Source organism: Rhizobium sp. M1, assembly GCF_002531805.1.
GTDB classification, from domain to species: Bacteria; Pseudomonadota; Alphaproteobacteria; order Rhizobiales; family Rhizobiaceae; genus Rhizobium; species Rhizobium etli_C.
Window position 1 is genome coordinate 46442 of sequence record NZ_NWSW01000009.1, and the last position, 21568, is coordinate 68009.

Annotated in this window: 16 protein-coding genes; 12 read left to right on the forward strand and 4 right to left on the reverse strand. The window is 59.0% G+C overall.

Annotated features, from left to right (window positions below; all coding sequences use genetic code 11):
* On the forward strand, positions 1 to 774 hold the full coding sequence (locus CO655_RS10270; RefSeq protein ID WP_097664676.1) for a sulfite exporter TauE/SafE family protein: 774 nt from the start codon (positions 1 to 3) through the stop codon (positions 772 to 774).
* Entirely contained in the window at positions 771 to 2240 is a 1470-nt protein-coding gene (locus CO655_RS10275; RefSeq protein WP_097664581.1) for an NAD-dependent succinate-semialdehyde dehydrogenase, read from the forward strand. The genes CO655_RS10270 and CO655_RS10275 overlap by 4 nt, the downstream gene beginning before the upstream one ends.
* A 181-nt stretch (positions 2241 to 2421) precedes the next feature.
* Here CO655_RS10275 and ftsZ read toward each other — a convergent pair whose 3' ends face one another.
* Genes ftsZ through CO655_RS10290 form a run of 3 tightly spaced genes read right to left on the reverse strand, consistent with a single transcriptional unit; the run spans position 2422 to position 5367 of the window.
* Positions 2422 to 3414 (reverse strand): cell division protein FtsZ, encoded by a 993-nt coding sequence (gene ftsZ / locus CO655_RS10280; RefSeq protein ID WP_245423782.1) that lies wholly within the window; start codon positions 3412 to 3414, stop codon positions 2422 to 2424.
* Positions 3415 to 3458: 44 nt separating this feature from the next.
* Positions 3459 to 4736: a beta-ketoacyl-ACP synthase II gene (gene fabF / locus CO655_RS10285; RefSeq protein WP_097664583.1), complete on the reverse strand. Its 1278-nt coding sequence runs from the start codon at positions 4734 to 4736 to the stop codon at positions 3459 to 3461.
* A 46-nt stretch (positions 4737 to 4782) separates the two neighbouring features.
* Entirely contained in the window at positions 4783 to 5367 is a 585-nt protein-coding gene (locus CO655_RS10290; RefSeq protein WP_097607446.1) for a TetR/AcrR family transcriptional regulator, read from the reverse strand.
* Positions 5368 to 5464: 97 nt separating this feature from the next.
* Between CO655_RS10290 and CO655_RS10295 the strand changes: the two genes are divergently transcribed.
* The 8 genes from CO655_RS10295 to CO655_RS10330 all read left to right on the forward strand — a co-directional run bounded on the left by CO655_RS10295 (position 5465) and on the right by CO655_RS10330 (position 16730).
* On the forward strand, positions 5465 to 6565 hold the full coding sequence (locus CO655_RS10295; protein WP_097664584.1) for an efflux RND transporter periplasmic adaptor subunit: 1101 nt from the start codon (positions 5465 to 5467) through the stop codon (positions 6563 to 6565).
* Positions 6565 to 9696 carry an efflux RND transporter permease subunit gene (locus tag CO655_RS10300; protein WP_097607448.1) on the forward strand — a complete coding sequence of 1044 codons (3132 nt, stop codon included), beginning with the start codon at positions 6565 to 6567 and terminating at the stop codon, positions 9694 to 9696. The genes CO655_RS10295 and CO655_RS10300 overlap by 1 nt, the downstream gene beginning before the upstream one ends.
* Before the next feature lie 172 nt (positions 9697 to 9868).
* Positions 9869 to 10453 (forward strand): glutathione S-transferase family protein, encoded by a 585-nt coding sequence (locus CO655_RS10305; RefSeq protein WP_097664586.1) that lies wholly within the window; start codon positions 9869 to 9871, stop codon positions 10451 to 10453.
* A gap of 70 nt (positions 10454 to 10523) precedes the next feature.
* Positions 10524 to 11624: an NmrA family NAD(P)-binding protein gene (locus CO655_RS10310; RefSeq protein ID WP_097664677.1), complete on the forward strand. Its 1101-nt coding sequence runs from the start codon at positions 10524 to 10526 to the stop codon at positions 11622 to 11624.
* Positions 11608 to 12258 (forward strand): TetR family transcriptional regulator, encoded by a 651-nt coding sequence (locus tag CO655_RS10315; protein ID WP_097664587.1) that lies wholly within the window; start codon positions 11608 to 11610, stop codon positions 12256 to 12258. Before CO655_RS10310 ends, CO655_RS10315 begins: the two co-directional genes overlap by 17 nt.
* Before the next feature lie 479 nt (positions 12259 to 12737).
* A complete protein-coding gene (locus tag CO655_RS10320; protein ID WP_097607451.1) occupies positions 12738 to 14879 on the forward strand; it encodes a caspase family protein in 2142 nt (713 codons plus the stop codon).
* A 40-nt stretch (positions 14880 to 14919) separates the two neighbouring features.
* Positions 14920 to 16212 carry a phosphoribosyltransferase family protein gene (locus CO655_RS10325; RefSeq protein WP_245423772.1) on the forward strand — a complete coding sequence of 431 codons (1293 nt, stop codon included), beginning with the start codon at positions 14920 to 14922 and terminating at the stop codon, positions 16210 to 16212.
* Between the two features lie 197 nt (positions 16213 to 16409).
* Entirely contained in the window at positions 16410 to 16730 is a 321-nt protein-coding gene (locus tag CO655_RS10330; protein WP_097664589.1) for a hypothetical protein, read from the forward strand.
* Positions 16731 to 16845: 115 nt separating this feature from the next.
* Here the strand turns inward: CO655_RS10330 and CO655_RS34295 are convergent, their stop codons facing one another.
* Positions 16846 to 17361 carry a hypothetical protein gene (locus CO655_RS34295; protein WP_245423773.1) on the reverse strand — a complete coding sequence of 172 codons (516 nt, stop codon included), beginning with the start codon at positions 17359 to 17361 and terminating at the stop codon, positions 16846 to 16848.
* A 42-nt stretch (positions 17362 to 17403) separates the two neighbouring features.
* On the opposite strand from CO655_RS34295, the gene CO655_RS10335 reads away from it, so the two are divergent.
* Together CO655_RS10335 and tssI are read left to right on the forward strand one after the other, a co-directional pair.
* Positions 17404 to 19071: a glycosyltransferase gene (locus tag CO655_RS10335; protein WP_245423774.1), complete on the forward strand. Its 1668-nt coding sequence runs from the start codon at positions 17404 to 17406 to the stop codon at positions 19069 to 19071.
* Positions 19072 to 19257: 186 nt separating this feature from the next.
* Complete coding sequence (gene tssI, locus CO655_RS10340) at positions 19258 to 21564, forward strand: type VI secretion system tip protein VgrG (RefSeq protein ID WP_097664592.1); 2307 nt, start codon at positions 19258 to 19260, stop codon at positions 21562 to 21564.
* Positions 21565 to 21568 lie beyond the last annotated feature (4 nt).

The window sequence follows — 21568 nt, forward strand, 5'->3', positions numbered from 1 at the left end:
GTGAGTGTTGCCGGTCTTGCGGGGCTTCTGGTACTGGCGGGCCTTGCCGCCTACATGCAGACCCTGACGGGTTTTGCCCTCGGCCTGATCATGATGGGCGGCATCGGGCTTTCCGGGCTGATGCCGCTGCCGGAGGCCGCGGTGCTCGTCGGCTGCATGGTGCTCGTCAATGCGGCGCAGGTTCTGGCACGCGGCTGGCGCGACATCGCCTGGGCGGAATTCTGGCCGGTCGTCATCTCCAGCCTTGCCGCCCTTGCCGCCGGATACTGGCTGCTGGGCTTGATGGTTTCGAGGTCCATCGATTGGCTGAAACTTGTGCTCGGTATCGTCATCATTGCCTCCAGCCTGCAGCTTGCGCTGAAGCCCCAGCCGCTGGCGGCGCGGTCATCGACGGTATCTTTCGCGTTATTCGGTGCGATTGCCGGCCTGATGGGCGGCCTGTTTTCCACCGCCGGCCCGCCGCTGGTCTATCATCTCTACCGGCAGCCGCTGCCGGCCGTCAGCATCCGCGAAACGCTGGTAGCGGTCTTTGCCGTCAATGCCGTCATTCGGCTGTCCATGGTCGCGGCTGCCGGCGAGATACCGCACAGCGGCTTCTGGTGGGGGCTGCTCTGCATTCCGGCCGTGATGATCATGACCTCGGTTGCGAAAAGGTGGCCGCCGCCCCTGTCCGTCCTGTCCATTCGCCGCATCGCCTTCGGCCTGCTTTTCTTGTCCGGCCTGTCGCTGGCCGTTCCCGCTCTTTTGAAGATCATAGGAGATCATGCATCATGACCGAGCATCGCACGCTTGCCCTCAAGGACCCCACGCTTCTCATAGATAAGGCTTTTGTCGACGGCGCGTGGATCGCCGCACCCGACGGCAGGTCGATTGCGGTCACCGACCCCTTCGACGGGGCGTTGATTGCCAATGTGCCGGATCTCGGCCAGGCGGTTGTCGCCGAAGCGATCGATGCCGCTGCCGCCGCCCAGAAGCTCTGGGCAAGGCGGACGGCCAAGGAACGGGCGCAGGTGCTCAAGCGCTGGTACGATCTCATCATCGAAAATGCCGACGATCTGGCGCTGATCCTGACGACCGAGCAGGGCAAGCCGCTGGCGGAGGCGAAGGGTGAGGTCGTCTCCAATGCCGCCTATCTCGAATGGTTCGCGGAGGAGGCAAAGCGCATCGACGGCGATATCATTCCCGGTCCCAATGCCGGTCAGCGCATCATGGTCCTGAAGCAACCGGTCGGCGTCTGCGCGGCGATCACGCCGTGGAATTTTCCGAACGGCATGATCACCCGCAAGGCAGGCCCGGCCCTTGCTGCCGGCTGCAGCATGATCCTGAAGCCCGCTTCGCAGACGCCGCTATCGGCGCTGGCACTTGCCCTTCTGGCCGAGCGCGCCGGCGTGCCGAAGGGGGTGTTCTCGGTCGTGACAGGGGAGGCCAAGCCAATCGGTCTTGAGTTCTGCCACAATCCGAAAATTGCCAAAATCACCTTTACCGGTTCGACCGGAGTCGGCCGCTGGCTGATGAAGGAGGCGGCCGACGGCATCAAGCGCCTGTCGCTGGAGCTGGGGGGCAACGCGCCCTTCATCGTATTCGACGACGCGGACCTCGATGCCGCCGTCGAAGGCGCGATGATCTCCAAGTTCCGCAATGCCGGCCAGACCTGCGTCTGCGCCAACCGCATCTACGTACAGGAGAGCGTCGCTGCGGCTTTCACCGAAAAGCTTCTTGCCAAGGTTTCGGGACTTTCGCTCGGTCGCGGTACCGAAGCCGGCGTCAGCCAAGGGCCGCTGATCGATGAGAAGGCTGTGGCGAAAATGGAAGAGCATGTCGCCGATGTGGTCGCAAGAGGCGGGGTCGTGCTTTCCGGCGGCAAACGCAGCGCGCTCGGGGGCACGTTCTTCGAGCCGACGGTCGTCACCGGCGTGACGCAGGCAATGAAGGTGGCAAAGGAGGAAACCTTTGCGCCGCTGGCGCCAATCATTTCGTTCAATGACGAGGACGACGTCATCGCCATGGCCAATGATAGCGAATTCGGCCTTGCCTCCTATTTTTACGCAAAGGACATGGCCCGCATTTGGCGTGTCGCGGAAGCGCTCGAGGCTGGCATGGTGGGTGTCAACACCGGCATGATCGCCAACGAAATGGCTCCCTTTGGCGGCATCAAGCAGTCCGGCACCGGGCGCGAAGGATCGAAATACGGGATTGAGGGCTTTCTTGAACTGAAATACGTGTCCCTTGGAGGTCTCTGACTGGCAGCGACTGACGATTATCGCTTCGTCGCGAGATATAGCCGTCAAAATCGACGTCGTCTGACTGGTAGCGCCGCGTTGTCAGCCCGAGCCAGGCGCTCTCGCGCGCCGCTGCGAGCAGTGAGTTGAGATGTTCAGGAGCGCGTTGCCTTTAGAAATCGACCGACCCTGCACATGAACGTCAGGCGACACGGTCGACAAGCAGCGGCGCGCGGGCTGCCAGTCCAATCCCGGTTGCGATGAGCGACACCCGCATCCGGTCGCCGAGGCTTTCGTCGAGGCTTGCGCCGAAGATGATCTCGGCATTCCCATCGACTTCTTCGCGGATACGGCCGGCTGCATCATCGACTTCGAACAGGGTGAGATCTCGACCAGCAGAGATCGAGACGAGAACCCCTTTTGCGTCCCTGAGTATCGCGTCACCAAACAGCGGATTCTCCAGGGCTGCTTTCGCGGCCGCGGTCGCTCTGCCTGGGCCCGCAGCTTCTCCTGTTCCCATGACCGCCATGCCCATGTCCCCCATGATCGCTTTCACATCGGCGAAATCGAGATTGACCAGTCCTTCCTTCAGGATCAGTTCGACGATCGAACTGACGCCTGCATAGAGCACGGCGTCGGCCGAAGCAAAGGCCGCCGCAAGCGTCGTATGCGGGTCCGAAAGCCGAAAGAGGCTCTGGTTTGGGACAACGATGACGGTATCGGCGACTTCGAGGAGCTGTTCGATGCCTTCTTTCGCCTGGCGCATGCGGTGCGAGCCTTCGAACACGAAAGGCTCCGTGACAATGGCGACGGTGAGAATGCCGGCCTGCCGTGCGGCGCGGGCAATAACCGGCGCTGCCCCGGTCCCTGTGCCACCGCCCATGCCAGCGGCGATAAAGCACATATGATAACCGGCGAGATGTTCCATGATCTCGCGGATCGACTCTTCCGCAGCGGCACGACCGATTACCGGGAGCGAGCCGGCGCCCAGACCCTCGGTAACCTTCAGGCCAAGTTGCACGACCTGCGGCGCCTTGGACTTAACGAGCGCCTGAGCATCGGTGTTGGCAACCAGAAAATCGACTCCGGATAATTCCTGCGTGATCATGTTGTCGACTGCGTTTCCGCCGCCGCCGCCGACACCGATCACGGCAATCTTCGGCTTCCAACCTGCCGGTTTCTGTAGGGGGTGCATCATTATAATCCGTCCTATCCTCGTTCGGAATTGCTTGTGGAGGCCTATGCCGCTTTTGCAGGCCAGCGCTTAAACAGCGCACTCGCATTCACGCCGCCGAACCCGAAGCCATTGGTGATCGCGTAATCCATGAACAGCGGCCGGGCCACTTTGGCGACGATGTCAATTCCGTCGCTGGCAGGGTCTGGTGCATTCAGATTGAGTGTTGGCGGCGCAATCTGATCGCGCAGAGCCATGATTGCAAAGACGGCTTCCAATCCACCGGCAGCACCGAGCAAATGACCGGTCGCTGATTTCGTGCCGCTCACCGCCAGACCGGATGCCTTTCCGAACACAGACTTGATGGCCTCGATTTCCCCACGGTCTCCAACCGGCGTGGAGGTCGCGTGAGCATTCACGTGCTGGATTTCCTGAGGAGAAATACCGGCCTGTTGGATAGCAATTTGCATGGCTCTCGCGGCGCCCGATCCATCCTCAGGACCGGACGTGATGTGGTGGGCGTCGGCTGTCGTGCCGTAGCCGACCAATTCGGCCAAAGGCTCGGCACCGCGCGCAAGGGCATGGCTGAGGGATTCGATGACCAGCACGCCTGCGCCTTCGCCCATGACGAACCCGTCGCGGAGTATATCGAACGGTCGCGATGCCAGTTCAGGCGTGTCGTTGAACCCCGCAGACAAGGACCGCGCAGCAGCAAAGCCGCCAAGGCTCACGATATTCATGCAGGCTTCCGTCCCGCCGCAGATCGCGATGTCGGCTTCGTGCGCACGAATGAGCCTGGCGGCGTCACCAATCGCCTGAACGCCCGCCGCGCACGCTGTCACGGGTGCTCCAAGGGGACCCTTCAACCCATGTCGTATCGATACCTGACCCGCTGCCAGATTGACCAGAAACGACGGGATGGTGAAGGGCGACAAACGTCGTGGCCCCTTATGGTCGACAGTCCGCACAGCGTCAGTGATGGCGGGAAAACCGCCGATTCCGGAAGCAATGATCGTCGCCGTTCGAAGGCGGTCCTCTTCCGAAATGGGCTTCCAACGCGCCTGCGCAAGTGCTTCGTCAGCCGCCGCGAGCGCGAAAAGAATAAAGCGATCGATCTTTCGCTGATCTTTCGGCGGCAGCACAAGATCAGGATCGAACCCTGCTTCTGCGTCCTCGGCGATGGATGGGACCACACCACCGATCTTGGCGGGGAGATCACCGACAACCTCGTCCGATAGGCGGCGAATCCCGGATTTTCCGGCTTTGAGCCGTGTCCAGGAGCTTGAGACATTGGCACCGAGCGGGCTCACCGCACCCATGCCTGTGACGACTATACGACGCATGATAACTCCGAGAAATTGTGTGTTGCCGGACTGGAACGGTGGCGTCCTAGTCTTCGTCGAGGGGGGCGAGGCGCTTTACCTCATTGGCCGCCGCTTGAAGCAGACGGTCCGACATATCCGCGTCCGTCATGATCCTTGATAGCGTGACCGCGCCGACCATCAGGGACAGCACCACCATCGCCTTTTCATTGGCGTCGGGCTCGCCTTTTTCCGGCATCAGTTCCTCCAGCACCTGCAGATGAGCCTCGATCCCGTCTTGGAAGGGTGTCCGGACTTCCGCCCTTTGGCGAGCTGCGTCAGAGCCAAGTGCGACGAGCGGGCATCCGTCCCCCGTTTCCCCGTGATGGTCGGCCGACAAGTAGAGACCGACGACCGCGCGCAATGGACCCGAGCTTGAGGCTGCGACGGACGACCACCGGCGTGTTGCACTCTCCATCGCCCGACGGGATGCGAGCGCCGCGAGATCGTCTTTGGATTCGAACTGCTTATAGAAGCCGCCCTGGGTAAGGCCGGCTGCCTTCATCAGGTCTTTGAGACCGATCCCGTCAAAACCATGTTCGCGAAAGAGCCGGCTTGCCGCAGTGATCACGGCGTCTCGATTTGCTTCGGCCTGGGCTCGAGTGACTCGCATTTAGTGCTCCTTTTTAGATTTCATTTGACATCTATATACGTTTTAGATTTAAGTTGCAATCTATTCCGATGAATCGACCGTCAAGAAGGGTCATCACATGAAAACGAAGTTTCTCCTCTCCTCCGCGGTCGTGATCGCCGGCGCCGCCACCGCCGCGTTTGTCTTTTGGCCGACCGAGAAAGTCTCGGCAGCGGCCGATCCCCGGACCGCTATCCCATTTGTGAGTGTCGTAGAGGCAACGACGCCGGATACCGTCGCCAGAAGCTTTACCGGGACGATCGCGCCCCGTGTCCAGAGCGACCTTGGCTTTCGTGTCCCCGGCAAGATCGTCGAAAGGCTGGTGAACCTCGGTGACGAGGTGAAAGCCGGACAGCCCTTGATGAAGATCGATGAAACAGATCTGCGCCTCGCGCTGACCGCCAAACGCAATGCCGTTGCGGCGGCACAGGCAACATTCGTTCAGGCACAAGCCGACGAAAAGCGTTTCGCCGCACTGGTGAAAAACCTGGCGGCATCCACGCAGCAGTATGAAAAGGCGAAAGCGGCCCTTGATACTGCCACCGCGCAACTTGCCGCAGCAAAAGCCGAGGCGAATGTCGCTGACAACGAGGCGACATATACGGTGCTGCTGGCAGACGCCGACGGAACAATTGTCGAAACGCTGGGCGAACCCGGACAGGTGGTCGCAGCCGGCCAGACGGTCATTCGGCTTGCCCAGGCCGGAGCGCGGGAGGCTCTGGTGTGGATGCCCGAAAATCTCAGGCCGGAGATCGGCGCGACCGCACAAGCCACCGTTTATGGCCGCGACACCGAGGACAACGCGGTGCTTCGCCAGATTTCGGCTTCAGCAGAAACGCGAACCCGCACCTACGAAACGCGCTGGGTCCTGCAAGGAGGTGCGGCGACAGCGCCTCTGGGCGCAACGGTAACGATCAAGATACCCAATAAGGATGCGCAAACCCATGCCGAGGTGCCGATCGGCGCGCTTCTGGACGACGGCAACCGTTCGGGCATCTGGGTCGTCGATAAATCCTCTACCGTTCACTTCCGGGAACTGACCGTCGAACGGCTCGGCGAGGAAGACGCGATCGTTTCTGGCTTGAAGCCGGGCGAAGTCGTCGTTGCACTTGGCGCGCATCTCCTGACCGACGGCGCGACCATTCGGACCGGTGTAGAAAAAGCAGAGGCGGCCAAGTGATGAGCTTCAATCTTTCCGCGCTGGCCGTCCGTGAGCGGGCCGTCACCCTCTTTTTCATCATCCTTTTAGCCGCAGCAGGCGTCTACGCCTTCATGAGCCTCGGGCGCGCAGAGGATCCGTCTTTCACAATTAAGACAATGACGGTCACGAGTGTCTGGCCGGGCGCAACAGCGCGCGAGATGCAGGATCTCGTCGCGGAACCGCTGGAAAAGCGTCTTCAGGAACTGACTTGGTATGATCGGGTGGAAACAACCACTCGTCCGGGCTACGCATTCCTGACGGTCACACTCAAAGACGATACGCCGGCCAGCGCGGTCGAGGGCGAGTTTTACCAGGCGCGCAAGAAACTGGGCGACGAGGCGAGGAGCCTGCCGCCTGGTGTCTTCGGACCTTTCGTCAATGATGAGTATTCCGACGTCAGCTTCGCCCTTTACGCGTTGAAAGCCAAGGGCATGCCGATGCGTGACCTGGTTCGCCAGGCGGAAACGATCCGGCAGGACCTTCTGCATGTGCCGGGCGTGAAGAAGATCAACATTCTCGGGGAACGGCCTGAGCAGATCTTTGTCGAATTCTCTTTTGCCAAGCTCGCGACACTTGGTGTGTCGGCGCAGGACATTGCATCGGCCCTCCAAAACCAGAACACTGTCACGCCCGCTGGCTCCATCGATACACGCGGTCCGCAGGTCTTTATCCGGTTTGACGGCGCCTACAACAACATACAGGCCATCGCAGATACACCGATCGTGGCCGGTGGCCGGACTCTGAAACTTTCCGACATCGCGGACATCCGTCGCGGCTACGAAGATCCCGCGACCTACATCATTCGACACGAAGGCGAGCCGGCGATCATGCTGGCTGCCGTGATGCAATCGGGCTGGAATGGTCTCGAGCTCGGCAAGGCGCTTGAGGAAAGATCTGCGACGATCAGCCAGTCGCTGCCTCTCGGCATGACCCTGGCGAAGGTCAGCGACCAAGCCGTAAACATCCAGGAAGCTGTCGGCGAATTCATGATGAAGTTCGCGATGGCGCTCGGTGTCGTGCTGTTCGTCAGTCTGATCGCTCTGGGCTGGCGCGTCGGTATCGTCGTGGCACTTGCCGTTCCACTGACGCTTGCCGTCGTCTTCCTGATCATGCTGGAAACCGGACGCTTCTTCGATCGCATTACGCTTGGCGCCCTGATCCTGGCGCTCGGACTTCTGGTAGACGATGCGATCATCGCTATTGAGGTCATGGTCGTAAAGATGGAAGAGGGCATGGACCGCATCAAGGCGGCCGCCTATGCCTGGAGCCATACCGCAGCGCCCATGCTGTCAGGCACGCTTGTCACCATTATCGGCCTGATGCCGGTCGGTTTTGCGAAATCGACGGCGGGTGAATATGCCGGCAACATTTTTTGGGTCGTGGGCTTCGCTCTCATCGTATCCTGGATCATCGCCGTGGTGTTCACACCCTATCTCGGCGTCAAGATGCTTCCCGACATCAAGCCAGTCACCGGAGGCCACGGCGCCATCTATGGCACGCCGAATTACCAACGTCTTCGTGCGGTCATCAAGTTCGCCGTTCGGCATAAGTTCATGACCTGCGCTGTCGTGGTCGTGGTGATGGGTGTTTCCGTCGTGGGAATGGGGAGCGTAAAGCAGCAATTCTTCCCGACGTCGGATCGCCCCGAGGTGCTGGTCGAGGTTCGGCTGCCCGAAGGCACGAGTATCGAAACGACCAGCGCTACGGTAGAAAAGCTCGAGCGCTGGCTGCAGAAGCAGCCCGAGTCGAAGATCGTAACCAGCTATATCGGTCAGGGCGCCCCACGATTCTTCTTTGCAATGGCGCCTGAACTGCCGGATCCGGCCTTCGCCAAGATCGTAACACTCACCCCCGATGCCGAGGGTCGTGAAGCGCTGAAGCATCGCCTGCGTGCAGCCATCGCCGATGGCCTTGCGCCGGAAGCCTCCGTTCGCGTCACGCAGCTCGTGTTCGGCCCTTACACACCGTTCCCCGTCGAGTTTCGCATTATGGGGCCTGATCCCGAGAAGCTCTATCAAATCTCGGAACAAGCGCTCGCGATCATGAAAACCGTCCCGGACGTTCGCCAGTCCAACCGCGATTGGGGCAACCGCACGCCTATCGTCCGCTTCATTCCTGACCAGGAGAGGCTTAATCTCATCGGTCTGTCGCCTGCCGAAGCCGCCCAACAGTTGCAGCTTCTGCTAACGGGCGTTCCTATAACCCAGGTTCGTGAAAACATCCGCAACGTCCCCGTTGTTGCGCGCAGCGGCGGCGACAATCGTCTCGATCCCTCGAAGCTCTCGGACTTCTCGCTGATCAGCAGGGACGGAAGGGCAATTCCGCTCGATCAGATCGGTCACTCAGAGGTCAGCTTCGAAGAGCCGATCATGAAGCGCCGTGACCGCACGCCGGTCATCACCGTCCGGTCCGACATCAGCGAGACAACGCAACCGCCGGAAGTGTCGCAAGCCGTCATGCAGGCCCTGCAGCCATTGATCACCTCGCTGCCCGTCGGTTATCGGATTGAAATGGGCGGCAATATCGAGGAATCGCTCAAGGCAAACGTCGCGCTCGCCAAAATCTTCCCCTTGATGATCGCAGCGACACTGATCGTGATCGTTCTTCAGGTTCGCAGCCTGTCGACCATGACCATGGTCATACTGACGGCGCCGCTTGGCCTTGCCGGCGCAGTACCGGCCTTGCTCCTCTTCAACCAACCTTTCGGCTTCAACGCCATTCTAGGTCTGATTGGACTTGCCGGTATCCTGATGCGCAACACGCTTATCTTGACCGAGCAGATCAAGGAGAATCAGGCGGCAGGTCTGGACGACTATCACGCTGTCATCGAAGCGACCGTGCAACGAACCCGTCCGGTTATCCTAACGGCGCTTGCAGCGGTACTCGCCTTCATTCCGCTGACCCATTCGGTGTTCTGGGGATCGATGGCCTACACGCTGATCGGCGGCACGGCGGTCGGCACCGCGATAATCCTCCTGTTCCTTCCTGCTCTCTATGCGGCATGGTTCCGGATCAAGCCGACAGAGGACAACACGATGCACGCCGACCATGGCGTCGCACAGCCGGAGGCGAGCCGCCCGGAACCGAAGCTGCATCTGGCGGCCGAGTGATGCAAAGACCCCTCCGAAGCGTCCCTGACGCTTCGGAGGGTCAAAGGGCAGGCCGTCACGTTATCGGGCATAAGGTCTGCCGTCTCCTTCGAAAGGGACAGAGTACTGCCCCAAGCCCGGCAACGCCGGTCTCCAGCTAAACGATCCACGCTCACGAACTAACAGGTGCAACATGACCCCGATCGTATCAATTTTCAAAACCCCGCCCGATGGCGGTCGGGGGTTCCACCGGGATATGCGCGTGCGGTGGGCGCTGGAAGAAGTCGGTCAGCCCTATCGGCTACGATTGCTGGCCTTCTCCGAAATGCGCCGTCCTGAATACCGCGCGCTCCACCCCTTCGGACAGATGCCGACCTATGAGGACGGGAATCTGGTGCTTTTCGAATCCGGTGCGATCGTCCATCACATCGCGCATACGTACCCTGGTCTCTTGCCGCTCGACCCGAACGCCCGGTCGCGTGCGGTCATGTGGATGTTTGCGGCGCTGAACACGATCGAGCCCTGCATGTCTTCAGGCAACGCCGACTATCTGTCTGCCCGGCTTAGGGAACTTTCCTCGAAGCTTGGCAATGCTGATTGGCTGGAAGGAGAATTCAGTGCCGCGGATCTGTTGATGGTGACAGTGCTGCGAGCGCTGCGCGGCACCGAATTCCTCGAGAATAACCCAAACCTTAAGAATTACGTCGCACGCGGTGAAGGGCGGCCGGCATTTCGACGGGCGCTGACAACGTCCGCACCTGCGATTCGATCCGCATGACTGCCCGAACGACGCACGCAAAAATCTTCTCATGGTCGTGGGGCATATCGAGCACTTGAAGGAGATCCATATGTCATATGAAACCAGCAGAATTTTCGTGATTGGTGCCACCGGAGCACAAGGAATGTCGGTGGTAAAGGGTCTGGTCGCTGACGGCAAATACGACGTTCTGGCACTTACCCGAGACAGTACGTCGGAGCGCGCGAGACAACTCGAGGAGATGGGCAATGTCTCCTTAATAGAGGGTTCATTCGCTGACGAAGAGGTTCTCCGCAAAGGCTTCCGTGCTTGCAATGGAGCTTTTGTCAATATCGACGGGTTCAACACGGGCGAGAAAACAGAAACCTATCTCGCGATGAGGACCTATGAAATCGCGATCGAGGAGGGGGTCAGGTTCTTCGTTTTCGGCAACCTCGACTATGTGCTGAAAAAGTCAGGATATGATTCGCGTTTCCGAACCGGCCACTATGACGGCAAGGGGCGCGTCGCAGAATGGATTCTGTCGCAAAACAAAGCCAATGCCGACAGGATGGGCGCAGCGATTTTTACGACCGGGCCGTACATGGAGATGGCGTTCTCGCCCTTTACGCCGATGACGCCCAGAATTGAGGAGGGCGTTGTTACCTGGAGGGTGCCGCTTGGGCGTGGAGCCGTTGTCCATGTCTCACTCGAAGATTGCGCATACTACGTCCGTTGGCTTTTCGACAACACCGAACGGTCTGTCGGAATGGACCTTGAGGTTGCCATCGAACATGTGCGTTACGACGAACTCGCTGCGGCGTTCGAGCGTGTGACGGGACATCCCGCAGGTTACATCGATACGGACGTTCATCAGTATTTCGGCGGACCTCTCAAGAACGCGGCAGATCGGCCAGCCGGCTACAATGCGGATCCCGCCGATAGGAGCACGATGAGTTTCAGGGACAACTTCACCGGCTTCTGGAACATGTGGAAACATGACATCACCAAACGCGACTACCTGCTTCTTGATGACATCCATCCCAACAGATTGAACTCGGCCGAGCAGTGGATACGGCGCCATGAGGATCTTGCCCGCCTAAACGGGTCACCCTCGCTCTGGGACAAGCTTCAGCCCGAGGCGTTGCAAAACAGCTTTTCGGTTCTGAAAAGCAGCGAAGATAGGCAGAGGGGAAATGTTGGCGGCCTCTGACACCTTGGCGATGCCAAGCGATGGCCCGAGGTCACGCCGAGGCGAAGACGCTAAAATCAGGAACCTTATTCTCAATCATGCCGAGGCATATATCCGCCGTATTGGCCACAAGAAAACCAACGTCGCCGATATAGCAGATAACCTGGACATGAGCCGGGCGAACATCTATCGCTTTTTCCCAACGAGAGCGGCCATAGACCATGGCGTTTTTGCCAGGCTTACCGACGAGACGCTGTCGGCGATCACGCATATAGCCGGCGGTCCTGATACCGCTCCGACAAGGCTGGTTACAATCCTCCAAGTCCTTCATCGTCGGGTTCGCGACGATCTTATCCATGCGCCGAATATCCACGCGCTCTACGTCGCAGCTTATTTGGACAACTGGATAGTAACGCGCCTCTATCTTCAACGATTGACCGCAATTCTCGCAAAAATCCTCCGCGAGATGAATGCATCATCTAAACAGAGCAATGATGGTTCAGCGGAAACCGCACAAGCTGTTGTCGACGCAATGAATCCGTTTCTGCATCCTCTTCTCGTTGAGTTACGCCTAAAAAACCAGAATGATGTCGACATGGAACTGAGAGGCCAGATCGCATTCGTCCTGAGCGCGCTGGGTGTTCGAGAGGCATAGTCCGTCAAAATGCGAAAATGAGTTGGGAGGGAGATGATGGAGATCGCTTTAAAAATAGCCGGCGGCTCATAAGCGTTCTCCGGGCCGCACGGTGGATCGATTGCGACAGTCCGGAAATCAATCACCCTTGTCGCGATCGCCCCGACCAACGCCCTCGAAAATCCTGCAACGCTGGCTGTCGCACCCAGGAAATTCATGCATGACTTGGCCGCCGCTGGATTGTGGTTGCGTCAACGTCCGCCAGCCTTGTCCTCGCCTCCACCGCTATTGTGTTTCGCCCGTCGGGGTTCGCTCGATGCCGGTCTGCGATTTGTGTATTGCAGAACGGCTGCCGATTGGTGTGTAAATAGGTAGACTGGTGAGATTATCCGGAAGCTAATACACTTCAAATTCTCGATCGCGGAGTGGCAGGCAGACAAGCAAGGTTCAGGCTTTGCACCGATGGTTTCGGGCATGGTCTTCTCATTGGAGCGATAGTGATGGTTTCCACATCTGCGCAGTGGCGAGTCCCACGTTTTTTTGTCTGCTTATTCCTGCTGATCGCGTGTCAAGTCTTCGCGGGACCTGCTCACGCAGAAAAGCGCGCGGCAATCGTCATAGGCAATAGTGACTATCCTTTTGCGCCGTTGAGCAATCCCCAGAATGACGCCAAGCTGATCGCCAATACCCTGACCGAATTGAATTTCGATGTGCTGTTGTTTTACGACCTGAAGAAAGAGGCGGTCAAGGATCTCAAAGAGACCGTTCGGACGCATCTGGTCGGTGCCGATATTGCCGTCTTCTACTATGCCGGCCACGCCTTGCAGGCCAGTGGCCGCAATCTCTTATTGCCCGTGGACGTCGATACCAGCTCTGCGCAACGGGTCGTCGCCGATGCACTCGTCCTCAATGATCTCATCGATATCGTCAAGAACGATCCTGTCGGGCTGAAGCTCTTCATTCTTGATGCATGCCGAAACAATCCGGCTGCAAATTTCCAAGGCCTTCGTCAGGGGCTGGCAGATACTGAGGCGGGAAGCGGGCAGGTCTTGGTGGCGTATGCAACGAGCGCCGGTGAAGTCGCCTATGATGGCACCGGGCTGAACAGTCCCTATTCGTCGGCGCTCGCCAATGCCCTGCAGCGACCGAACCTCGATGTTTATGACACGTTTCGAACGGTTCGCGGCGATGTCAGGCAAGCGACCGGCAATGCCCAAATACCTTGGATCACCGGCTCGATCGAAACGCGGTTCGTGTTCCGGCCACAGGCGGCAATCTTGAACGCGGAAGCAGTCGTTCCGCCCACCGAGACCTCGAGCCCGGTTAATATTGACGAGGTGCTGTGGACCTTCATCAAGGATAGTCCAGATCCTGCCGATTTCGAGCGCTTCGCAAAGATCTTTCCCCAAAGCGCGCACGCGGCCGAGGCGGAAGAAAAGAGCCGTGTCCAGGTTGCTGCCCTTTCGAAACGCGGGCTCTATATCCGCGAAAGCCTTGTCGCCTCATCCATCGCCAGCCAGGTGCCGAGCGCAGGCGACTCCGAGGCCAAGGAGTTCGTCTTCCAACAATCGGGCGAGCGAGCGGTGAGCGAAACGTTCAGGATGTGGCCGAGTTTACTGCCCGAGACGGCGGGCGGGATGCGCAGTCTTGTGACCGAATGCGATCTTTACGGTGCTGACCCGAACGATCCGCAGCGACAAGTCCCCGGCGTCAGTAATGGTCTCGTCAATGTGCGCGACGCGTTGCGGGCCTGCGCCTTTGCGCTTGCAGCAGACCAGAACAATCCCCGGCTGCAGTATCAGCTTGGGCGCGTTCTCGAGATCGCCGGTCGATACAACTGGGCGGAGTATTTCTACAAAGTCGCCGGCGGCCATCAGTATAGCGCGGCTCTCGTCAACCTCGGCTATATGGCACGCATGGGGATCGGCCGGAAGGTCGACTACGATCAGGCTCTCTCCTACTACATGGCGGCCGCAAAAATGGGCAACCTACGCGCGCGCACGAACGTCGGCACGGCCTATATTCTTGGCCAAGGTGTCTCGAAGGAGCCAGAAGAAGGCATTCTCTGGTATCGTCTTGCCGCTTCCAGCGGATGGGCGAACGCTATCACGGCGCTGGGTGACTGCTACAGGCTGGGCACGGGTGTAAAGCAGGATGCCTCGCAGGCGGTAGCGCTTTACATCGCGGCGGCCGACACTGGCCAGATCGACGCCATGGCAAATCTGGGTCAGGCCTATATCAGCGGAGAGGGCACCAAAAAGGACCTTCGACGTGGCTTGGAGACCCTGCTCAAGGCAACGGACATGGGCAACAAATACGCCCCCTATTATGCCGCGAGGCTGTACCTGAAAGGCGCCGATAAACTTCCTGCTGATCGAAATCGAGCGCTTTCCCTTTTCAAGTTATCTGCCAATCGCGGCCTTGAACTGGCCAACCTCGATCTTGCCTTCGGTTACGACAAAGGCAGCTTCACGGGAAAGGCGGATGTGCCGCTTGCCTATTATTATGGGGTGCTGGCCGAAAAGCTGGGCGTCAATCGAGCCGATGAAGCGCGCGCGGCGATCGGCAAGAAACTTGACACGGCAACACGGCAAAAGATGGAAGCTCAGGTCGATCTCTTTCTGGAACAGAACGGCAAATGACGGTCCGGAGCTGACCTGAACGGGGGGCAACGGCATGCGGATGCAGTATCGCTCGATATCGGATCTTCACAAAGCGATCGTCAACGGGTTGCACATGCTTCCTCGCGAGATCGATCTGGTCGTCGGCATTCCACGCAGCGGCTTACTGGCCGCCAACATGCTCGGCCTTGTCGCCAACCTACCGACGACCGACCTGGACAGTTTCATCGAAGGCCGCGTTTATTCGTTCGGTGCAACCAAGAATACGGCGTCGTTCAGGAGCGCATCGGATGTTCGAAAGGTTCTTGTCCTCGACGACAGCATCAACACCGGTGGCGCCATGCGGGAAGCCAAAGCCAAATTGATGGCATCCAAAACACGCGCTCAGTTTGTCTTCGCGGCGGTCTATGGCCTGCGCGATAGCGTCGAGGATGTCGACTTTATATTCGAGGTCGTCGAACAGCCAAGGCTCTTCCAGTGGAATTTCATGCATCACGGCCTGTTATCGAAGGCGTGCATCGACATTGACGGGGTGCTCTGCCTCGACCCGACCGATACTGAAAATGACGATGGTCCGGCCTATGAAGCCTTCTTGAGAAATGCGCGGGCGCTTCACAAACCGACGCGATTCATCGCCTATCTCGTGACCAGCCGGCTCGAAAAGTACAGGTCCTTGACCGAAACATGGCTTCGTACAAATGCGATCGACTATGGCAAGCTCATCATGCTCGATCTGCCGAGCGCGGCGGAGCGTCGGCGGCGGGGCACTCATGCAAGATTCAAGGCCGCCTTTTATCGGCGGTGCGACGCTGAGATCTTTGTCGAGAGCAATCTTAGGCAGGCGAACGAGATTGCCAGGATATCGAACAAGCCAGTCCTTTGCACGGAGACCCACCAGATGGTTTCACCGACCACCTCTTTGCGCCGCTTGTTCAATATGAGAATGCCTTTCGATGCTTTCGCGTTTTTGAGGCGAGAGCAGACAATGCCCGAGGAACTCCGCTATACGATTGCCGACGCGCATGACCGCGCAAAATCTCGAACGCTTGTCACCTGGTTCGGGCCGAGACCAGACGGCTTTCTCGAAGCCATCGAGTCCATTCGCAAGATCTGCACGGCCAAGAACGAATATCCGATCATTGTTCTTTCCGATTTCCATCAGGAACTCATGTCCCGGGCAGAGACGCCGGCCGAATTCATTCCGCAGGTGCACCACCTTCCGTCGCTTTCGCCCGGCCAATATCAGGACTATGTGCGCAGGCGTTACGACCTTATGTTGCGAAAGTGGGCGATCTCGCGTGAGGTGACATTGGGGTTGAGCTTTGAGGAATTCCTTGCCGAGCAATTGTCATAGCGAAAAGGCGGAGCACGCTTAGATAAACCCCTCAATTAATCTTCAGGGTTGAAACGTGCATCTATTCGTTGCTTAAAAAGCCAGGGAGGTCCATCGGGGCTGCATCGGGTCGTAGAAAATAATGAGTTTCAACTTGCGGCCATTGACTTTCGTGGTTTGTGAATGCTTACTAAAATAAGCTGCGGGGAGGGCAATATATGCTTCGCAAGATCTCTATCCTCGGAACGCTGATACTTGCCTCATGCACCTCTCAAGGCTCGAATATGACGCTGGCGTCGATGATCAGCGGTTACCGAGGTGCGCCGACCGCCGCTGAAGAAGTGGCCTGGCGCAACGCACGGCGAAGCAACACCGATCAAGCCTATCGCAATTTTATCAGCAGGTATCCGAACAGTTCCTATGTCGCAGTTGCGGCATCAAGGATCACCCGCTCGGTCAAGCCAAAGCCCGTTGCTGTCAGGAATTTGGAAAGTCCCGAACGTAACTCTTCTTTCGGCCGTAGCGGCAGCGCTTATTGAAGCAGCGGGCCTGACAACTGAGAAATGACTCTGGTAGCATTGATAGACCCAATCTGGCTTTCGAATGCATTTTGATATTGTCCATGCAGCCGATCCTCGATTTTATGGCGGCTCCTCATCCGCGGTGCGGGTCGAGATCCAATCCGCCCGGCAATTCGGCCTCTCGACGGCTCTGCTTCCATTTCTCGGCGTTTCCGACATCCGTTCCAGGCGGTTCGAGGAACGTCTTCTCGACGTTCTTGAGCGTCAGGAGGTGCCGTGGCTGACGGGCGAGGAGCCAGTCGAGTGCGACATTCTCTTCGCGCATAATCCCCTGGCGTTCGCGCACATGCCGGCACGGCCGCTGCGCCTCAGATCGAAGGTCGTCCTCCTTTCGGTCCAGCATCCGCCCTTCGACGGAGTGGGGAATGCGCAATACAATATCGACGTAGTGAAACGAAATCTGGAGAGAATGTTCGGGGCGCCCGTCATCTTCGCACCGGTCGGCCCCAAGGTGCGCCATCAGTTCGAAGACATCATCGCCGGCAGACCTGAGCTCTTGCGTCATGATCTCTTCAATCTCGTCGACCTTGACGAGTGGCCGATCAGGACCGCGCAGCCGCCGCGCGAACGGGCGGTTATCGGCAGACATTCGCGTCGCGATCTCCTGAAATGGCCGGACACCGAGGCTGAATTGCGCGCGGCCTATCCCGACCTTGGCAATGTCCAGGTTAAGGTCATGGGCGGTGTGCCAGACCAGATCGTGCCTTTGATTGGAGCCAACTGGAACATCTCGCCCTATTCGAACAGCGGTGTGCCTCAATTTCTGAACAGGCTTGATTTTTACGTGTTCTTTCACAGCCGGCAATGGGTTGAGGCGTTTGGCATTGGCATTGCCGAAGCGATGGCGAGCGGGCTTGTGACCATTCTGGACCCATCGTTTCGGGACCTGTTCGAAGATGGTGCGGTTTATTGCCGGCCTGAAGAAACAACCAACGTTCTGGAGAGATTTCTCGCCTCTCCCGAGGCCTTCAACGCACAGTCGGCAGCCGCGCGCGCATTGGTCGAGAAGAAGTTTTCGACGAGCCGATACCCGGAAAGAATGCATGCGCTCTATGACGAACTCGGGCTTAGCTCGCCTCCCGCGCTTGCCACGGTTGGCAAGGCCGTTGACGCTGACGCCTTCTCCGCGTCGAGCGGGCGCGCAACGGTCCGTTCCGGGCCGGGAAGACCGCAACGGTCGCTAATGGGACGTCGGCGTGTCCTGTTTGTCGCGACAAACGGCATAGGCCTTGGCCACATCACGCGATTGATGGCAATCGCCGAGCGCATGTCGCCTGACATGGAGCCCGTTTTCCTGACAATGTCGGCCGGATCTTCGATTATCGAAGCACGTGGGCACCCGGTCGACTACATACCGTCCGCCCCGAAGATCGGTGTCACGGACGACAGCTGGAATGAGGTCTTCGCACAGGAATTGCTGGCCGCCGTGGAGGCGTTTGCCATCAACAGCGTCGTCTTCGACAGCAACCATCCCTTTCCCGGCCTGCTGAAAGTGCTGGCCGCCCGTCCCGATCTGAACTGGGTCTGGATTCGCCGCGGGATGTGGGCTTCCCGTCATGGTCTCGATCCGTCGATGCAGCATCGGTTCGACATGGTGATCGAGCCGGGCGAGTTCGCCGCGGACGAAGATCACGGCATCACCGCGCAATTGCGCGCCGGCGTGATCGGCGTTTCTCCGATCCTCCTCGTTGACAATGACGGCAGGCTCTCGCGGGCAGAAGCTGCCTCGGCTCTCGGTGTCGATCCTGCCGGTCTCGTCGCCGTCGTGCAGCTCGGTTCGGAACGAAATTTTGACGTCAGCCGGCTGCGGCCGGCGATCATCGACGGGCTGCTCAAACATGGCGTCCAGATCATCGATGCGGTCAATCCCCTCGCCCCGAAGCGCGAGGATCATATTGGAGGCACCGTGCAAAAGGCGATCTATCCGATCGCCAGATATTTCAACGCCGTCGACCTGATGATAACGAATGCCGGTTACAACAGCTTCCACGAATCTATTTATGGCGGCATCCCGGCAATCTTCGTTCCTAATGAGGCGCCCGAGATGGACGAGCAGGCCATCAGAGCCGCCTATGCGCAAAGCTCCGGTTTGGGGCTCTGTCTGAGAGCGGTGGATGTCGAGCGAGCGCACGAGGCCATCGAACTCGCCCTGTCGGAAGATTTTCTCACCCAGTATCGTATGCGCGCAGCTCGCATCGTTTTTGCCAATGGAGCGCGTGAAGCGGCACTGGCGATTGAAGAGCTGGCATTCTCTGTCAGGACTGATCGCGCGCTTGGGGGATCGATCGCCCGTGTATGACATTTTCGCAGCGCCCGATTGCGCAGGTCAGACAGATCCCCTCCTTTCAGGCGTTGCGGTCTACCGGACGGCCACACGACAGGCATCGGATGGTTGCACTGTTGATGTCACTTCCGAGGCGACGGCCCTTTGTGCTAGGCTTCTCCATCAGGATCGCCGGCGTCACGAGACAGGGGCATTCTCCGCATGGCTGATGATCGCAAGACAACCGTCCAGACGCCGCTCGGATCCGAAGCGCTGACCTTCACGCATTTCATCGGCCGCGATGAGGTCAGCCGGTGTTTTGCCTTCACGGTCGGCTTCATCAGTTCCGATGAAAATGTCGACGCATTGAAGCTGCTCGGAAAACCCTTGTCGGTTGAAGGAGAAAGCGGAGACAAGAAGCGCTGGTTCAGCGGGCTCGTCACGGATTTTCGCCTGACGCGCATCGAGGAGAGGTTTGCCTACTACGAGGCGGAGGTGCGGCCCTGGCTTTGGCTGCTCGGCAACAGCACCGATTGCCGTATCTTCCAGAATATGAGTGTCGTCGAAATCGTCGAGAAGATCTTTTCGAAATACAAGGCGGCAAAATTCGAAAAGCGGTTGCAGGGTTCCTACGAGGCGAGGGAATACTGCGTGCAATATGACGAAAGCGACCTCGACTTCGTGCAGCGGCTGCTTGAGCACGAAGGCATCATGTATTTCTTCGAGTATGCCGAGGGCGAACACACCCTCGTCCTTGCCGATGCGATGAACAAGCTGAAGCCGGCGCCAGGCTATGGGAGCGTCAAGTTCCGGGCCGAGGGCGATCCCGTGCGTCGGGATGAGGAATATATGACGGACTGGGTTTCGACCAGTTCCGTCCAGCCCGGCATTTTCGCTCACACGGACTACGATTTCACCAAGCCGGGCGCCGACCTCATGGCGCAATCGGCGCAACCTTTCTCTCACGCAGAGGCGCAGGGTGAGCATTATCGCCATCCGGGCGCGCATCTGACGGTCGGCCGCGGCGATGCGGTTGCCGTCGTCCGGCGGGAGGAAATTCAGGCGGCACATCAGCGGATCGCTGCCGCCGGCACGGTACGTGGGCTTGCATCGGGCTCCACGTTCAAGCTTGAAAATTTTCCTCGCAAGGATCAGAACGCGGAATATGTCGTGCTTCGCGCCGACTACCGTCTGTTCGACCCCGGCTACCGGCCTGCCGCCGATGCAGGGGAAGAAACCTTCCGGGCAATTTTTCAGGTCGCTCCGACGTCCATCACTTATCGGCCGCCGCGCACCACGACAAGGCCGGTCATGCGCGGGCCACAGACCGCGACCGTGGTCGGCCCAGCGGGCGAGGAGATCTTCACCGACAAATATGCACGCGTGAAAGTGCAGTTCCACTGGGACCGCCTCGGCAAAAAGGATCAGAACAGCTCCTGTTTCGTGCGCGTGTCGCAGACCTGGAGCGGTGCCGGCTGGGGCTTCATCCAGATTCCCCGGATCGGCCAGGAGGTGATCGTCGACTTTCTCGAAGGGGATCCTGACCGACCCATCATCACCGGCAGGGTCTATAACGGCAAGGAAATGCCGCCCTACGAGTTGCCGGGAAACGCCACGCAATCCGGATTGAAGACGAATTCCTCGCCGGGGGGCGGTGGCTGGAACGAATTGCGTTTCGAAGACAAAGCCGGATCGGAGGAGGTCTATTTCCAGGCGCAGAAGGACCACAACCTTTTGATCAAGCACGATCGCAGCAAGCTCGTCCAGCACGACCAGTCGGACCGCATCGACAACAATGCCAAACACTCCGTCGGCGTGAACCTGGACGAGGATGTCGGCAACAACAAGACGACCAAGGTGGGTGTCGACCGCACCGTCAAGATCGGATCGAACGATACCGAGACGGTCGGGGTCAATCGATCTCTGACCGTCGGCGCTAACGAGACGATCAGTATCGGCTCAAACTCGACAGAGACGATCGGCGCCAGTCATACCCAGACCGTCGCAATCGTCCAGACGGTGACGGTTGGTGCCGCACGCGTCGATACCGTCGGCGCGACAGAGACCAGATCAGTGGGCGCGACGCAATCGAACACGATCGGCGCGTCCCGTTCCGTCAGCGTCGGTGCCGGCCAGAGCCACGACATCGGCGCCTCCGACAGCTGGAATATCGGCGCGGACCAGAGCGTGTCGATCGGCGGGGCGCAGACGAGCAGCGTTGGCAAGGCGCGTAGCGCCAAGATCAGCGACGACGATGCGACGGAAATCGGCGGCAGCCGGGCGGTGAAAGTCGCCAAGGGCAGTCTCGTCGAGGTGGGCGAGGATGGAGCGATCAAGATCGGACAGGACCTGCTGATCGAAGCGGGAGACTCGGTCGTCATCAAGTGCGGCTCGGCAAGCATCGCGATGAAGAAGGACGGCACGATCTCGATCGAAGGCAAGGACATTTCGATCAACGCGTCGGGCAAATTCAACGGTAAGGCCTCGGGAGAGGTCACATGGAAGGGCAGCAAGATCAATCATAATTGAGGAC

Excerpts from the sequence above, each read along its gene's own strand:
- ftsZ (WP_245423782.1), bottom strand. The coding sequence starts at position 3,414 with ATGCACCCCCTACAGAAACCGGCAGGTTGGAAGCCGAAGATTGCCGTG.
- CO655_RS10315 (WP_097664587.1), top strand. The coding sequence starts at position 11,608 with ATGTTGGCGGCCTCTGACACCTTGGCGATGCCAAGCGATGGCCCGAGG.
- CO655_RS10305 (WP_097664586.1), top strand. The coding sequence starts at position 9,869 with ATGACCCCGATCGTATCAATTTTCAAAACCCCGCCCGATGGCGGTCGG.
- CO655_RS10325 (WP_245423772.1), top strand. The coding sequence starts at position 14,920 with ATGCAGTATCGCTCGATATCGGATCTTCACAAAGCGATCGTCAACGGG.
- tssI (WP_097664592.1), top strand. The coding sequence starts at position 19,258 with ATGGCTGATGATCGCAAGACAACCGTCCAGACGCCGCTCGGATCCGAA.
- CO655_RS10295 (WP_097664584.1), top strand. The coding sequence starts at position 5,465 with ATGAAAACGAAGTTTCTCCTCTCCTCCGCGGTCGTGATCGCCGGCGCC.
- CO655_RS10275 (WP_097664581.1), top strand. The coding sequence starts at position 771 with ATGACCGAGCATCGCACGCTTGCCCTCAAGGACCCCACGCTTCTCATA.
- CO655_RS10300 (WP_097607448.1), top strand. The coding sequence starts at position 6,565 with ATGAGCTTCAATCTTTCCGCGCTGGCCGTCCGTGAGCGGGCCGTCACC.
- CO655_RS10310 (WP_097664677.1), top strand. The coding sequence starts at position 10,524 with ATGTCATATGAAACCAGCAGAATTTTCGTGATTGGTGCCACCGGAGCA.
- CO655_RS34295 (WP_245423773.1), bottom strand. The coding sequence starts at position 17,361 with ATGTCTGCCGATAACCGCCCGTTCGCGCGGCGGCTGCGCGGTCCTGAT.
- CO655_RS10290 (WP_097607446.1), bottom strand. The coding sequence starts at position 5,367 with ATGCGAGTCACTCGAGCCCAGGCCGAAGCAAATCGAGACGCCGTGATC.
- CO655_RS10320 (WP_097607451.1), top strand. The coding sequence starts at position 12,738 with ATGGTTTCCACATCTGCGCAGTGGCGAGTCCCACGTTTTTTTGTCTGC.
- CO655_RS10330 (WP_097664589.1), top strand. The coding sequence starts at position 16,410 with ATGCTTCGCAAGATCTCTATCCTCGGAACGCTGATACTTGCCTCATGC.
- fabF (WP_097664583.1), bottom strand. The coding sequence starts at position 4,736 with ATGCGTCGTATAGTCGTCACAGGCATGGGTGCGGTGAGCCCGCTCGGT.